At 68.2% G+C, this 16,139-nt stretch carries 8 protein-coding genes; 6 read left to right on the top strand and 2 right to left on the bottom strand.

Going from position 1 to position 16,139, the window contains the following annotated elements; translation table 11 throughout:
* The 6 genes from HCU64_RS22740 to shc form a co-directional block, all read left to right on the top strand.
* On the top strand, positions 1-976 hold a 976-nt coding region (locus HCU64_RS22740), incomplete at its 5' end, for a transketolase C-terminal domain-containing protein (protein WP_325170013.1).
* Between the two features lie 100 nt (positions 977-1,076).
* Positions 1,077-2,111, top strand: a complete 1,035-nt coding sequence (gene hpnA / locus HCU64_RS22735; protein WP_233386581.1) for a hopanoid-associated sugar epimerase — start codon at positions 1,077-1,079, stop codon at positions 2,109-2,111.
* Positions 2,108-3,007: a squalene synthase HpnC gene (gene hpnC / locus HCU64_RS22730; RefSeq protein WP_233386580.1), complete on the top strand. Its 900-nt coding sequence runs from the start codon at positions 2,108-2,110 to the stop codon at positions 3,005-3,007. The genes hpnA and hpnC overlap by 4 nt, the downstream gene beginning before the upstream one ends.
* Positions 3,004-3,855 carry a presqualene diphosphate synthase HpnD gene (gene hpnD / locus HCU64_RS22725; protein WP_233386579.1) on the top strand — a complete coding sequence of 284 codons (852 nt, stop codon included), beginning with the start codon at positions 3,004-3,006 and terminating at the stop codon, positions 3,853-3,855. Before hpnC ends, hpnD begins: the two co-directional genes overlap by 4 nt.
* Positions 3,855-5,174: a hydroxysqualene dehydroxylase HpnE gene (hpnE, locus tag HCU64_RS22720; protein ID WP_233386578.1), complete on the top strand. Its 1,320-nt coding sequence runs from the start codon at positions 3,855-3,857 to the stop codon at positions 5,172-5,174. Before hpnD ends, hpnE begins: the two co-directional genes overlap by 1 nt.
* Positions 5,175-5,213: 39 nt before the next feature.
* Positions 5,214-7,229, top strand: a complete 2,016-nt coding sequence (gene shc, locus HCU64_RS22715) for a squalene--hopene cyclase (RefSeq protein ID WP_233386577.1) — start codon at positions 5,214-5,216, stop codon at positions 7,227-7,229.
* Between the two features lie 89 nt (positions 7,230-7,318).
* Here shc and HCU64_RS22710 read toward each other — a convergent pair whose 3' ends face one another.
* Positions 7,319-8,695 carry an aminotransferase class I/II-fold pyridoxal phosphate-dependent enzyme gene (locus HCU64_RS22710; RefSeq protein WP_233386576.1) on the bottom strand — a complete coding sequence of 459 codons (1,377 nt, stop codon included), beginning with the start codon at positions 8,693-8,695 and terminating at the stop codon, positions 7,319-7,321.
* Positions 8,692-16,104, bottom strand: a complete 7,413-nt coding sequence (locus HCU64_RS22705) for a type I polyketide synthase (protein ID WP_233386573.1) — start codon at positions 16,102-16,104, stop codon at positions 8,692-8,694. Before HCU64_RS22705 ends, HCU64_RS22710 begins: the two co-directional genes overlap by 4 nt.
* Positions 16,105-16,139: the final 35 nt, after the last annotated feature.

Below are 16,139 nucleotides of genomic sequence, written 5' to 3'. Positions count from 1 at the left end.
GAGCTATACGGCGGTCTTCGGCCAGAGCCTGATCAAGGCGGCCGATAGCGATCCGAAGGTGGTGGCGATCACCGCGGCGATGCCCGGCGGCACCGGCATCGACCTGTTCGGCAAGGCGCACCCGGACAAGACCTTCGACGTCGGCATCGCCGAGCAGCATGCGGTGACGTTTGCCGCGGGTCTCGCCACCGAGGGCTACAAGCCGTTCGTGGCGATCTACTCGACCTTCCTGCAGCGCGGCTACGACCAGGTCGTGCACGACGTGGCGATCCAGAACCTGCCGGTCCGCTTCGCCATGGACCGCGCCGGACTGGTGGGCGCGGACGGCGCCACCCATGCCGGTGCCTTCGATCTCGCCTATCTCTGCTGCCTGCCGAACTTCGTGGTGATGGCGGCCGCCGACGAGGCCGAGCTCGTGCACATGGTGGCGACCTGCCACGCGCACGATACCGGCCCGATCGCGCTGCGCTATCCGCGTGGCGAGGGTGTCGGCATCGAGCTGCCGGAGCAGGGCGAGGTCCTGGCCATCGGCCGCGGCCGGGTGATCCGTCGTCCCGCCAATGCCCGCGTCGCCCTGCTGACCCTCGGCACGCGTCTGGCGGAAGCGCTGAAGGCGGCCGAGGAACTGGAGAAGGCCGGCATCGCCGTCACCGTGGCGGATGCGCGCTTCGCCAAGCCGCTCGACGAGGACCTGATCCTCGATCTGGCCCAATCTCACGAGGTTCTGGTGACGGTCGAGGAGGGCTCGACCGGCGGCTTCGGGGCGATGGTGCTGCATCTCCTGTCGGCCAAGGGCGCGCTCGATGCGGGCAATGTCCGGGTCCGCACCATGACGCTGCCCGACAGCTTCCAGGATCACGACAAGCCCGAGAAGATGTACGCCCAGGCCGGCCTCGATGCCGAGGGCATCATCGCAACGGTGAAGGGCGCACTGCCACAACAGGACAGCCGCGCAGGCCACCTGCGCCTCGCCTAAGCTTGCTGCGCCGCATTATCGGTGAGACAAGCGCCCCGCGCTTCGTGAACGCCTGGATCGGCTCGGTCCGGGCGTTTTCCTCATGGTCGACGCGAGAGACATGACAGAGCCGACCTCAAGCGGCCCATTCGAACGGGGGCCCGTGCTGATCACCGGCGCCAGCGGCTTCCTCGGGGCCGCCCTCGTCGACGTGTTTCGCGCGGCCGGATTCCGGGTACGCATCACGGTGCGCGCCTCCTCGCCCCGAACCAACCTGACCTGGTCCGACGTCGAGATCGTTGAGGCCGACATGCGCGACCGCACCGCCGTGACCTCGGCGATGCGCGGCCAGCGCTACCTGATCCACGCCGCGGCCGATTACCGGCTCTGGGCGCCGGACATGGAAGAGATCGTTCGCACCAATCGCGACGGCACGCGCATCCTGATGGAGGAGGCGCTGAAGGCCGGTGTCGAGCGGGTCGTCTATACGTCGAGCGTCGCCACCATCAAACCGCATCTCGACGGCACGCCCGCCGATGAGACCCGGCCGCTGACACCCGAGACCGCCATCGGCGCCTACAAGCGCAGCAAGGTCGTGGCCGAGCGTGTGGTCGAGGAGATGGTCGACCGCGAGGGCCTGCCCGCCGTCATCGTCAACCCGTCGACCCCAATCGGCCCGCGTGACGTCAAGCCGACACCGACAGGCCGGATCATCCTCGATGCGGCGCAAGGAAAAATCCCGGCGTTCGTCGATACCGGCCTCAACCTCGCCCATGTCGACGACATTGCCGCAGGCCATCTGCTGGCGCTGAACAAGGGCCGCGTCGGCGAGCGCTACATCCTCGGCGGCGAGGACGTGATGCTCGCGCAGATGCTCGCCGACATCGCCGGCATGGTCGGCCGCAAGCCCCCGATCACGAAACTGCCCTACGCCGTGATCTACCCGATCGCCTTCATCTCCGAGCAGGTCGCGCGGGTGACCGGCAAGGCGCCGCTCGCCACGATCGATGGCGTGCGCATGTCGAAGTACAAGATGTTCTTCTCGGACGCGAAGGCGCGGGCCGAGCTCGGCTACACCTCTCGTCCCTATCGCGAGGGCCTGTCAGGCGCGATCGAGTGGTTCCGGCAGGCCGGCTACATGAAGGGCTCGCGATGAGCGCCGCCCCGACCACGGCCACCGAGACGCGCTCGGGCAAGGGCCACAAGGACGAGAACTTTCCCGTCGCGTCCCACCTGATCCATCCGCGGTATCGCGGGGCGATCCTGGCCTTCTACAATTACGTCCGTGCCGGCGACGACATTGCCGACCATGCCGAGCTGTCGCCCGAGCAAAAAATCGCGATGCTTGACGCGCTCGCGGATTCGCTGACCGGCGAGGGACCGTCCGATCCGGAGGCCGAGCCGCTCAAGCGCGAGTTGGCGGTACACAATCAGCAACCCACCCACGCGCTCGAACTCCTCGACGCCTTCCGCATGGACGCGCGGAAGAACCGCTACGCCGACTGGGACGAGTTGATCCATTACTGCCGCTACTCGGCCATGCCGGTCGGACGCTTCGTGCTCGACATCCACGGCGAGGACCCGGCGCGGGTCTGGAAGACCTCGGACGCGATCTGCGCGGCGCTGCAGGTGCTCAACCACCTCCAGGATTGCGGCAAGGATTTTCGCAATCTCGACCGCGTCTATCTCCCCGAGGAGACCCTGCGGAAGCACGGGGCGGACGTCGCGATGCTCGGTGCGGCCACCGCCTCGCCGCAGCTCCTCGCGGCGATCCGCGAGCTGGCGCAGCGCACGCTCGACCTGCTGGAGGAGGGCGCTCCGCTGCCGGGCCTGATCGACGACCTCCGGCTCAGTCTCGAGATCGCGGCGATCCACCGTCTCGCTGTCGTGTTGACGCGCGGGCTGCTGACGCGCGACCCGCTCTCGCAGAAGGTACACCACAGCAAGACCGGCTTTGCGATGACCGCACTCGGCGGCATCGTTTCGACGTTGGTCCGCAGGCCATTCCGCAGCAAATCCAACGGTATGACCACGGTGGAGGCCAGACGATGAGCGCCACCGCGAACTCCGTCGACGCACCGGGCAGCGACGCCCAAAACCTACCGGCTGCCGGCTCGTCGTTCTATACGGCGATGCGGCTTCTGCCGGCTGAGCGGCGGGACGCAATGTATGCCGTCTATGCCTTCTGCCGCGCCGTGGACGACGTTGCCGACGATGGGGGTGCCCGCGAGGTTCGGGCGGCCGAACTCGACCGTTGGCGCGCGGATATCGATGCGCTCTATGCCGGCAAGCCGCCCGCTCGCGTGCAGCCGCTCGTCAGCCCGGTCAAGCAGTACGGCCTGAAGCGCCAGGACTTCCAGGACGTCATCGACGGCATGGCGATGGATGCCGTCGAGGACATCGTTGCCCCGAGCGAGGACAAGCTCGACCTCTATTGCGATCGCGTCGCCAGCGCCGTCGGCCGGCTCTCCGTGCGGATCTTCGGCATGGCGGAGGAGGACGGCATCAAGCTCGCCTGGCACCAGGGCAGGGCGCTCCAGCTGACCAACATCCTGCGCGACATTGACGAGGATGCCGAACGCGGTCGGCTCTACCTGCCGCTGGAGAAATTCCAGGCCGTCGGCCTGCAGGATCCGACGCCCCAAAGCGCGCTCGCCCATCCCCGGCTCGCCGAGGTCTGCGCAGGCGTCGCGGCCGAGGCCGAGGCGCATTATCGCGCCACCTGGGAAATCATCCGCCGCAATCCGCGGGCGCCGACCAAGGCCGCGCGGCTGATGGCGGCCGCCTACCGTCTCTATCTCGAAGCGGTGATCAAGCGCGGCTGGGCCGCGCCGCGCGAGCGCGTGAAGCCGGGCAAGCTGGCGCTCCTCGCCGTCGCCCTGAGGCACGGGATCGTCTGATGGGCGGCACCGTTCACGTCGTCGGCGCCGGGCTCGCCGGCCTCGCGGCTGCGGTCGGTCTCGCCGAGGGCGGCCGGCGCGTGGTGCTGCACGAGGCGGCCAAGCATGCCGGCGGCCGCTGCCGCTCGTATTTCGACCCGTCCCTCGGCCTGACCATCGACAACGGCAACCACCTGCTGCTGTCGGGCAACCGTTCGGCCCTCGCCTTCCTGAAGACCATCGGCGCGCCGGCCAACGCCCTGCAGGGTCCGGACGAGGCCACCTTCGATTTCGCGGATCTACGCAATGGCGAGCGCTGGACGCTGCGACCCAATGCCGGACGCCTGCCCTGGTGGGTGCTCGCCTCCTCGCGTCGCGTGCCGGGCAGCCGGCCGCGGGACTACCTCGCCCCTTTGACACTAATGCTCGCTGCCTCCGGCAAGAAACCCGGACAGGCCGGCACGATCGGCGAGACGATTGCCTGCGAAGGTCTGCTCTATGAGCGACTTTGGCACCCTGTCCTGCTTGCCGCTCTCAACACCGACCCACGCGAAAGCGATGTTGGCCTCGCCGCGACGATCCTGCGCGAGACCCTCGGCGCCGGCGGCCAGGCCTGCCGCCCGCTGGTTGCCGTGGACGGCCTCTCGACAGCCTTCGTCGACCCGGCGCTCTCCTATCTCTCGCGGCGCGGCGCCGAGATCCGTTTCGGCCGGCGCCTGCGCGGTCTGGAAATGCGCGGCGGCCACATCACCCGCCTCGACTTCACCGACGAGCCGACTGAGATCGGCCCGGGCGATGCCGTGGTGTTGGCCGTGCCGCCCTGGGTCGCCGCCGATCTCATGCCCGGCCTGCCCACGCCGCAGGATCACCGTTCGATCGTCAACGCGCATTTCGTGGCCGTGCCGCCGCCCGGCAGCCCGCTTCTGCTCGGCATCGTCGGCGGCTTGACCGAATGGCTCTTCGCATATCCCGACCGCTTCTCGGTGACGATCAGCGGCGCGGATCATCTGCTCGACGTGCCCCGCGAAGATCTCGCCCGCCAGATCTGGCGCGAGATCGCGGATCTGCACGGACTTGCACGGGAATTGCCTAGCTGGCAGATCGTCAAGGAGAAGCGAGCGACCTTCGCGGCGACGCCCGCTGAGGCTGCGCGTCGTCCTGGTCCGGCGACCACTTACGACAATCTCGTGCTGGCTGGCGATTGGACGGCGACCGGACTGCCCTCGACCATCGAGGGTGCGATCCGCTCGGGAAAAAATGCCGTGCTCGCGCTTAATGGTCGGACAAGCTTGTCCGTTTCGGCGCGTGCGATCGGACACAGGCACGTTGGGGCTGCTTGACGCATGACGACGAGCATGAGGACTTCGGAGACCGGATCGATGCGAGAGGCTGCTGTCGACAGGATCGACTCGAAGGTCGAATCGCTGCAGCGCGCACGGACGCAGGACGTGTCGCTCGAAACGGTCGAGCGTGGCATCCAGGCCGCGACCCGCGCCCTGTCGAACCTGTCTCAGAGTGACGGCCATATCTGCTTCGAGCTCGAAGCCGATGCGACCATCCCCTCCGAGTACATCCTGTTCCACCAGTTCCGCGATACCGAAGTCCGGCCCGGCCTGGAGCAGAAGATCGGAGCCTATCTGCGCCGCACCCAGTCGCCGCAACATGGCGGCTGGTCGCTTGTGCATGACGGCGCCTTTGACATGAGCGCAAGCGTGAAGGCGTATTTTGCGCTCAAGATGGTTGGCGACGACATCGAGGCTCCGCACATGCGCAAGGCGCGCGCGGCAATCCTCAGCCGCGGCGGCGCCAGTAATGCCAACGTCTTCACCCGGTTCATGCTCGCGCTCTACGGCGAGGTACCTTGGACGGCGGTGCCGGTTATGCCCGTCGAGATCATGCACCTGCCGAAGTGGTTCCCGTTCCACCTCGACAAGGTCTCCTACTGGGCCCGCACCGTGATGGTGCCGCTGTTCGTCCTGCAGGCGAAGAAGCCGCTGGCGAAGAACCCCCGTGGAATTGGTGTGCAGGAACTCTTCGTGACACCGCCGGCCTCCGTGCGCCACTGGCCGGGTTCGCCCCATGCCGCCTGGCCGTGGACGCCAATCTTCGGCGCCATCGATCGCGTGCTGCAGAAGACCCAGGACTACTTCCCAAAGACGCCGCGCCAGCGCGCCATCGACAAGGCCGTGGCCTGGGTCAGCGAACGCCTCAACGGCGAGGACGGCCTCGGCGCGATCTACCCCGCCATGGTCAACTCGGTGCTGATGTACGACGTGCTCGGCTATCCGAAGGACCATCCGCAGGTGAAGATCGCCTGCGAGGCCATCGAGAAGCTCGTCGTCGAGAAGGAGGACGAGGCCTATGTCCAGCCCTGCGTCTCGCCGGTCTGGGATACGGCCCTGTCTGGCCACGCCCTGCTCGAAGCCGGTGGCGCGCAGGCCGAGGCCACGGCGAGGGACGGGCTCGACTGGCTGAAGCCCCTCCAGGTGCTCGACATCAAGGGCGACTGGGCAGCAGCCAAGCCCGACGTGCGCCCCGGCGGCTGGGCCTTCCAGTACGCGAACCCGCACTATCCGGATCTCGACGACACTGCCGTGGTGGTGATGGCGATGGATCGCGCCATGCGCCAGCACGGACTCGTCAGCGACATGCCCGACTATTCGGCCTCGATCGCCCGCGCCCGCGAATGGGTCGAGGGCCTACAGAGCGCAGATGGCGGTTGGGCGGCCTTCGATGCCGACAACAATCATCACTACCTGAACCACATCCCGTTCTCGGATCACGGCGCGCTGCTCGACCCACCGACGGCGGACGTGACCGCGCGTGTCGTTTCGATGCTCTCCCAGCTCGGCGAGACCCGCGAGACGAGCCGGGCGCTCGATCGCGGCGTGACCTACCTGCTCAACGATCAGGAGACCGACGGCAGCTGGTACGGCCGCTGGGGCATGAACTTCATCTACGGCACCTGGTCGGTGCTCTGCGCGCTGAACGCGGCAGGCGTCGATCGGAGCCATCCGCAGGTCAAGAAGGCCGCAGCCTGGCTGATCCGCATCCAGAACCCGGATGGCGGCTGGGGCGAGGACGCGCTGAGCTACAAGATCAATCCCGAATTCGAGCCCGGCAAATCCACCGCCTCCCAGACGGCCTGGGCGTTGCTCGCGCTGATGGCGGCGGGCGAAGTCGATGACCCGGCGGTCGCCCGTGGCATCAACTTCCTGTCACGGACGCAAGGGGCGGATGGCTTCTGGTCGGAAGAGCGCTACACGGCGACCGGTTTCCCGCGGGTGTTCTACCTGCGCTACCACGGCTACCCGAAGTTCTTCCCGCTCTGGGCGATGGCGCGCTTTCGCAACCTCAAGAAGAGCAACACCGGCAAAGTCGCCTACGGCATCTGAGCCGCACGCGATCAACCGAGAAACGAGAAAGGCCCGGACCTCATGGTCCGGGCCTTTCTCGTTGGAGTGATCTTCGACTGGAAACGATCTCAGACCCCGCGGCGCGCCATGAGCTGCTCGATCAGCGTGCTCCCGGTCTCCAGCGCGGACAGCTCCTCGGCGATCGCGGAAACCGTCTCCTTGATCTGGTCGGCCGTGTGCTCGGATGTGATGAAGAAGCGCAGCCGCGAGGCGCGCTCCGGCACCGCGGGATGGATGATCGGCTGGACGTTGATGCCCCGCCCGTACAACCGGTTCGACAACGTCACGGCCTTCAGCGAATCGCCGACGATCACCGGGATCACCGCGAGACCGAGGCTGGTCCCCGTATTGAGGCCCGCCTTTTTCGCGAGTGCAAGAAACTGGTTGCCATTGCGCCGCAGGCGCTCGACCCGCTCTGGCTCGGCGAGCATCACGGCCAGTGCCGCGTCGCTCGCGGCCGCCAGCGGCGGGGAAAGCCCGACGCTGTAGACGAAGCCGCCGGCAGTGCATTTCAGGTACTCGATCAGAACCGCCGGCCCGGCGATGTAGCCGCCGCAGGACGAGAGCGTCTTGGAGAGCGTGCCCATCCAGATGTCGACGTCGTCGGCATCGACGCCGCAATGCTCGTGCAGGCCAGCGCCAGTCCGGCCCAGCACGCCGAGCCCGTGGGCGTCGTCGACCATCAGCCAGCAATCGTAGCGGCGCTTCAGCTCGACGAAGGCCGCGAGGTCCGGCGCGTCGCCGTCCATGCTGTAGAGGCCTTCGACCACGATCAGCGCCCGGCGGTGCTCGTGACGGGTAGCCTCCAGCAGCTTTTCAAGAGCCGTCGGATCGTTATGCGAGAAGGAGCGCCGCTGCGCCCCCGAGAGCTGCGCGCCGGTCACCACGCTGTTGTGAATCAGCGCGTCGTGGAAGATCACGTCGGCAGGTTCGAGGATAGCGCCGATCGCGGTGACGTTGGTTGCGTGGCCGCTGACCATCACCACGCAGGCCTCGGTGCCATAATGGGCGGCGAGCGCCTTTTCCAGCTTGCCGTGACCCGGGCGTTCGCCCGCCACGATCCGGCTGGCAGAGGCGGAAGTGCCGTAGGCCTCGATCGCTTTGCGCGCGGCCCCGCTCACGGCGGGGTGACCGTTAAGGCCGAGATAGTCGTAGGACGAGAAGTTGATGCAGGTCTTCCCCTCCATCCGCGTCGTCGCGCCGGCACGAGTCTCGTGCACACGGAAGAACGGGTTGGCGACGCCGATCAGGTCAGCTGCGGAGCGCTGCAGCTTCAGCTCGCGATACCCGGCCAACTTCTCGAAATCCTGAGGAGAGTCCGGCGTATCGCTCTTCGTCTCGGCTGGCTCGGGTGCTGGGCGCACGGGAGTGCGTCCGAGGCGGTTCGTGACGAAGCTCGCCAGCGCCGCGCGGCCCTCCTCGTCGGGCCGTGTCGATCGGGTCATGACAGGATCTCTTTGATCTCGGCCGTATTCTGCTCGACGAGGTCCTTGAACGGCGTCAGCGTCTCGGCGTCGAGATCGCCGAGATGCTTCTGAGCGAGCACCAGCGAGGCACCCGCATTCTCGTCGACCGGGGTCGCGACGGCCTGAATCAGCGTGTCCGCGAGTTCGTTCACCGTGAGGCCCGACGAGATTCCGGCCGGCGGCGCGTCGAGGGCGAAGCGCTCCTGCAGGCTCGCGCCGAGCTCGACGCCCATGAGCGAATCGAGGCCGATCTCCGAAAGTTGTCGGGTGCGGCTGATGTCGTCCTTCGGCAGGCGCAGGATGCGGGCAATGTCCTCCACGATGGCGTCGGCGACGGTCTTGCGGACCGTATCGACGTCGTTGCGCTTGAGGAGGGCGGCGATGTCGATGGCCGCGACGGTGCCCGCCTCGGCCTGCTGATCGGAACCGAGATCGCCATAGCTCGGCGAGCGCAGGGTCGCGAGACGCTCGCGCGCCTTGCCCCAATGCATCGCCGCGATGGCGACCACGGCCTCGTCGGGAGCCGGCCCCTGCGCGCCGAGCGCCTCGGCCATCAGGTCGAGACAGTGGCGGGCATCCATCGGGGTGACGCCGACGCGGCCAGCCAGCGTCTCCATCACCGCCTTGTTGCGGGCTAGCACGCCGACGTCGCCGATCGCCCCCCACGCCACCGCGAGGCCCGGCAGGCCGAGCCGGCGGCGCTGGCGGGCCAGCCCCTCCATGAAGCCGTTGGCGGCAACGTAGGCACCCTGTCCAGGATTGCCGATGAAGGTGGTCGCCGAAGAGAACAGCACGAAGTAGTCGAGCCGGCGCTCGCGTGTCGCCGCATCGAGCAGTTGGGCGCCGATGACCTTCGGGCGGATCACGGCCTCCAGGGCCTCCGGTTCCAGGTTGGAGATCAAGCCGTCCTGCAGGACCATCGCACCGTGGATCACGCCGGCAAGCGTCTTGCCGGCCTTGTCGATGCCGCCGAGCAGCGCCTCGACTGCCTTGCGGTCGGTGAGATCGCAGGATTTCACCTCGACGGCGACGCCCTTGGCCTTCAGCTCGGCGATGACGGCCCGGCCCTCATCATTGGGCTTGGCCGAACGACCGACGAGCAGCAGGTGCCGGGCGCCGCGATCGGCCAGCCAGCGTGCTGCCTCGATGCCGAACCCGCCGAGACCGCCGGTGATCAGGTGGACGCCCTGGTCCGACACCGCGAACGGCGCCTTGCGGGCACGGGCCACGCTGCCCGCCTTCGGCGGCGTGATGACGATCTTTCCGACATGCCCCGATTGCTGCATCAGCCGGAAGGCGTCAGAGACCTCGTCCGAGGTGAAGGGCTGATACGGAAGCGGCTTGAGGCCGCTTTCCGAGAACAGCGCGATGACCTCACGGAACATGCGCGCACCGTCTTCGCCCTGGTGCTGGAGCACCTGGTCAAGATCGACGCCGTAATAGGACAGGTTCCGGCGGAACGGGCGCAGGCCGATATGGGTGTTGGCGACGTAGTCGCGCTTGCCCAATTCGACGAAGCGGCCGAACGGCTTCAGCACGTTGAGCGAGCGCTCCATCATCTCACCGAACAGCGAGTTGAGCACCACGTCGACGCCGTTGCCGGTGATGCGGCGGACGTCGTCGACGAAGGCCAGAGAGCGCGAGTCGAGCACGTGCTCGGCCCCGAGCGCCTCAACCAGTGCACGCTTCTCGCGCGAGCCGGCCGTGGCGATGACGCGGGCGCCCTTCCATTTGGCGACCTGAAGCGCCGCCAGGCCGACGCCGCCTGCGCCACCGTGGACGAGCACCCACTCACCCTTGCGAAGCCGCGCGCAGGAAACGAGGCCGTAATAGGCCGTGAGGAAGGCGACTGGGATCGTCGCGGCAGCTGCCGGGCTCATGCCGAGGGGCATCGGCGCGACGACCATCTCCGGCACGACGATATGCGTGGCGAAGCCTGATTTCGCGAAGGCGACGACTGCATCGCCCACCGCGAAGTCGGTCACGCCGGCACCCACCGAGACGACACGACCGGCGACTTCGAGACCGAGTCGCGGACCGGCAAAGCCGTCCTCCAGGATCTCCTCCGGGAGCATATTGAGCGCCCAGAGCACGTCGCGGAAGTTGAGGCCGGTGGCCTCAACCGCGATCTCGACCTCACCCGAGGCAGGAGCGGCTCGCTCGGCTGGGCCCCATTCCATCTCGTTGAGGCCACCGGCATTGCTGCGCTCCAGCCGTGCCGCGGGAGCCGCCTCGGCACCTGCGCCGACGCGGCGGGCCAGCAGACCGGGATGGAAGCGCACCACCCGGGTACCGTCCTCGTCGAGCACGATCTCCGTCTCCGGCGTGCCGGACAGGATGAGACCGCAAAGGCGCTGAGACGCCTGCTCGGTGGTGAGAGACTGCGAGAGGTCGACACGGCGCACGTCGAGCGTGGCGGTCTCGTTGGCGAGCGTGCGGCTGAAGGCCCACAGGCCCGCCTCGATCGCCACGTGATAGCCACCGCGGTCGCGCGTCGCGCCGGGAGCCACGACCCAGAGACGGGTCTGGCGGCTGCCGAGATGCTCGGCGCAGCGCTTCAGGCTGAGGCATCGATCGCGCAGGCGCTCGGCTGCTTCGCCGCCATGGCCGAAGGCTCCGGCCAGGAACACCACCGTATCCGGGTTCTCGCGCTCGAGTTCCCGCAACGACTGCTCGGAATCAAGGATGATCGAGACATGCACGCCCGAGGCGACGAGCAGGGTCGCCAGCGAGGAGGCAGTCTCGGCAGCGAAGGCGTCCTCGGAGCCGATCACGAAGGCGAAGTTCTGGCCGTGCGGAGGAACCGCGCGCACCGGAGCCTCGGCCACGAGCAGCAGGTCGTTGCCGTTGGCGGAGGCGGCGCGATCGGCAGTGACCCCGACTAGGCCGGCCCCGCTCAGAACGCGCTGCCAGCCGGCGACGTCCTCCAGGCGACTATGCGGCATATCAGCGGTGCCCTCGAACCAATCGGCATCGAGACCGAAGACCATGTCGCGGAACAAAGCGTTGGTCGGCTCAGCGGCCAAGAGCAGACCACCCGTCGCAACAGCGCCGCCGACGGCCGCGAGCAGGTCGCGGTCTGCGCGGTGCAGAGCATCGCTCGCAAGAACCAGATCGAAGGAAGCGGGGGCCAGATCCTCGACGGCCTCGATCACGGAGACGCGGCGGGGCAGGGCGAGGCGGGCACGCTCGGCGAGACGCCGGTCGGCCTCGAACACGCTGATCTGTGCCTGCATCGTCTCGGCAAAGGTGGCCGCCTTGCTGGAGAGGGGGCCGAAGCCGACCTGCAGGATGCGCAGCGCCCGGTCGCGGGGGAGGGCCTCGCGGGCCGCCTCGACCACCCGCGCGATCACCTCGGCGGAGGCGCGGGCCATGGCGCTGCGCATCACGAAAGCGTCGAGCGCCGCCTGCGGCAAGCTCGCGGCCGTGTCCGGCGATCCGGCGAGCAGACGGCCGGCAAGGGCCGTCACGTCGGCGATCAGCACGAGCTCGGCGGAGAGCTCGGGGTGATCCGCCGCGATCCAGCGCATGATCTCTTCGGGACGCGGCAACGACACATCGCCGCGCACCCGCCACGCCTTGCCGTCATGTGAGGCGAGACCGCTGCTCTCCAGGGCTTGGAGGGCGTTGAGCAGCCAGGGGCGAAGCTCCGCCGGCAGCTTCGCAGGATCGACCCGGCCGCCCTGCGACAGGCCTTCGGCAAGGCGGTAGGCAAGCGTCGTGGCCCAGCCTTCGAGGAGCAGTTGGCCGGGACCGAGGGGCTCCTCGTCGGGGAGGACGGCCTTCGCGGCACTGGGCCGCACGATCTCGGCGATGGCCGGCTGGCGATCGAGAGCGGCCGCGGTGGGCACGGAGGCGAGTTCGGTCGTCTGCGCGATTGCGTAGGCCGAAAGATCACTGCCGCCCTTGGCGCGAAGCGCCTGGAAGCGGCCCTCGCGGATCGTTGCGATGACCTCACCGGCCTCGTCGAGCAGAGTGAAGTCGGCAAGAATCGAGCGCTCGTTGCAGCGGCGCGTATTGATCACGGCACGGTGGATCACCGCACCCGGCCGGTTCAGACGGATCTCGCCGAAGCGGACCGGGACGTAGGCCTTGGCCGAATCCTCACCGAGCAACTCGGCAAAGAGCAGGATCAGGCCGTGGAAGCAGGAGTCGAGTCGCGAGGGCACGAGGCCGTAGCGGTCATCGGCTTCGGCCGGCTGTAGCTCGGAGATGATGGTGGTCTCGTCGAGGCGCGCAGACAGCGCGACCTGCCGGAAGCTCGGGCCGAAGCCGAGACCCGAGGCCTCGGCGCGACGGTAAAGGTCGGCGCCAGCAACGGCATGATCAGCGGGAAGTTCGACGGCGCGGCGCTCGGCCGGGGCAAAGTCGCCATCGACGACCTTGGCGGTGACGTGCAACTGCCAGGGGGTCTGGGTCAGACGCGGCCGGCTGAGGATCTGGACGATGTTGCCCGAGCCGGACAGTCGGACCGCGACCTCGCGCAGCGACTCCTCGGCGAAGACCATCGGCGCCTGGATCTCCAGGTCGGCGAGCACGACAGTCTCGGAGCGGTGCGCCTCGCGAGCCACCTGCAGGGCCATTTCGACGAAGGCCGCGCCCGGCAGAATGACCTGTCCCTCGATGCGGTGATCATCGAGCTCCGGCACCAGCCGAGCGTCGAGAGCGCCGTGCCATTCCAGGCCATCGGGCGCCACGCGCGAGCCGACGAGCGGGTGATAGGCGCGCGGCGTCATCCCGCCGACACCCTCGGTCGTCTCGGCGAGGCGGAAGGACCGGCGCTGCCAGGGATAGCTGGGCAGCGGAACTGCGCCGTCCGGGTTCGGCCCGAACACCTTGGTCTCGTCGACGGCAGCGCCGGCGACCAGCGCAGCTGCGAGTGCCTTGCCGATCGGGTCACCGCCCGCCGGCTTGCGGTGCATCACGCCAACAGTGGCGATCTCAATGCCGAGCGGCTCGACGGCATCGCCGACATGCGAGAGCAGGGTGGCGCGGGGGCCGACCTCGACGAAAACGCGCGCGCCCTGGCGAGCCGCCTCCTGGAGCCCCTCACAGAACTGAACCGGCTCGCGGATGTTGCGCCACCAGTAGCCGGCTGCGTAGGCCGAGCCCGGCTCGATCTTTCCGGTGACGGTGGAGACCATCGGCGTATGGCCGGCCGCGGCCTTCAGGCCGGCGAGATCACGCAGCAGCGGCTTCTCGGTCGGGTCCATGAGCCGGCCATGGAATGGGTATTCCAGGTCGAGCTTGCGCCCACGGCGGCGCTTGCGCGCCAGCGCCTTCATCGCCTCCTCGATCGCGTCGACCGGCCCGGCAACGGTGATCGCCTTGGGGCTGTTGTAGGCGGCAATGTCGAGGGTTGGATAATCGGCGAGGAAGGCCTCCATCTCCTCGACCGGGCCGAGCAGGACGGCCATCGAGCCGAGGCCGCGCGTCGTCTCCTGGTGGTGGCTGCGGTGGAAGATCACCTTCACCGCCTGCTCCAGGCTGAGGATGCCTGCGGCCTGCGCGGCACCGATCTCGCCGACGCTGTGCCCGAGGACATAAGCCGGTTTCAGGCCCTGCGCGCGGAGCGCCTCAGTCGAGGCCGCCTGGATGGCAAAGATCAGGGGCTGGGAGATCCGGGTGAGCGAGAGCCGCTCCTCGATATCGTCGGCGAACATCGCTTCCTTCAGCGACCAGCCCGAAAGCGGCGCGAACAGAGCGTCGGCCCGGTCGAAGGTGGCGGCGAAGACGGCGTTGGTCTCGTAGGCCTCGCGGCCCATGCCGCCCCATTGGCTGCCATTGCCGGAATAGACAAAGACGGCCTCGGCCGAGCGTTCTGCCGCCGTACCAACGAGGGCGCGATCGGAATCCGCGCCTTCGGCCACGTCGCGCAGAGCGCGCACGACGTCAGCCTTGTCGGCAAACGGCACGGCGAGGCGGGTGGACAGCCGATCCCGGCGGTGGGCGGTCGCCGCGGCGATGCGCGCGGCCTCGGCTGGGGCGGCAGCCTCCAGCCGATCGGCGTAATCGAGCGCGAGGTCGTTCAGTGCCGCCCGGCTCTGAGCCGACAACAGCAGGATCTCGGGCTCAGGCGCATCGCCGGCCGCTGCCGCGACGGGGGCCGGGTCGGTCAGCACGACGTGCGCGTTGGTACCGCCGAACCCGAAGGAGTTCACGCCGGCGAAACGCTCTGCCTTGCCGCGCGGCAGCGCCAGCGGCGCGCGGTTCACGGAAAGGTTCAGCTCAGCGAATGGGATGTCGGGGTTGAGCTCGGCCGAGTGCAGTGACGGCGGCAGCAGGTCGTACTCAAGGGCGAGGCTGGCCTTCAGCAAGCCCGCGAGACCCGAGACCGGCTCGGTATGGCCGATATTGGTCTTGATCGATCCGATCGGGAGTGGCGCCTTACGACCCTTACCGAGCCGCGAGCCGATCGCTTTCGCCTCGATCGGGTCTCCGACCGGCGTGCCGGTGCCGTGCGCCTCGACGAAGGCGATGGAATCGAGCCCGATCCCGGCCTCACGATAGACCTGCTCCAGCAGAACTCCTTGCGCCGTGCCGGAGGGCAGAGAAATGCCGGAAGTGCGCCCATCCGAATTCACGCCGCTGGCGGCGATGACGCTGCGCACCACGTTGCCGTCGCGCGCAGCCGCCTTCGCGGTCTGCAGCACCAGCACGACGCCGCCCTCGGCGCGAACATAGCCGTCGGCATTGGCGGAGAAGGCCTGGCACAGGCCGGTCCGCGAGAGCATCGTTGCGTTGGAGAAGGAGATGAAGTTGAACGGGCTCGCCAGCACGTTCACGCCGGCGACGATCGCCGTGTCGACCTGCCCGCTGTTCAGCGCGACGAGGGCCGTATCGAGGGCGACGAGGGAGGACGAGCAGGCCGTATCGAGGGTGAAGCTCGGTCCCTTCAGGTCGTAGATGTAGGAGATGCGGTTCGAGAGAATCGACAGGACGTTGCCCGTCGCGGCGTAGGCATCGCCTGACGAGGTGTCGAGGATGCGCAGGTTGCCGTAATCGAGAGACGATGCGCCGACGAAGACGCCGATGTCGCGGCCCGCCACCGATGAGGGCGCGATGCCGGCATCCTCCAAGGCCTCCCAGGTCAACTCGAGCAGGAGCCGCTGCTGCGGGTCCATCTGCTCGGCCTCGCGCGGCGAGATGCCGAACACGCCCGGATCGAAAGACCAGACGTCGTCGATGACACCCGCGGCCCAGGTGTAGCTCTTGCCACGCTCGTTTGCGCGCGGATGCCCGTAGCGCTCCAGCGGCCAGCGATCTGCCGGGATCGTCGAGACCGCGCAGCGCGCTTCACTGAGAAGCTGCCACAGCCCGTCGACGCTCGACGCCCCGGGAAGTCGGCAGGCACGACCGATGATCGCGATGTCAGTACGTTTTGTCACGTTCGATTCGCACACGCTCGTGAAGGAGTACGGCA

Origin of the sequence: Methylobacterium sp. C25, assembly GCF_021352225.1 — a bacterium.
In the GTDB taxonomy this organism is placed as follows: Bacteria; Pseudomonadota; Alphaproteobacteria; order Rhizobiales; family Beijerinckiaceae; genus Methylobacterium.
This window is presented reverse-complemented; position numbering and strand designations above follow the sequence as displayed.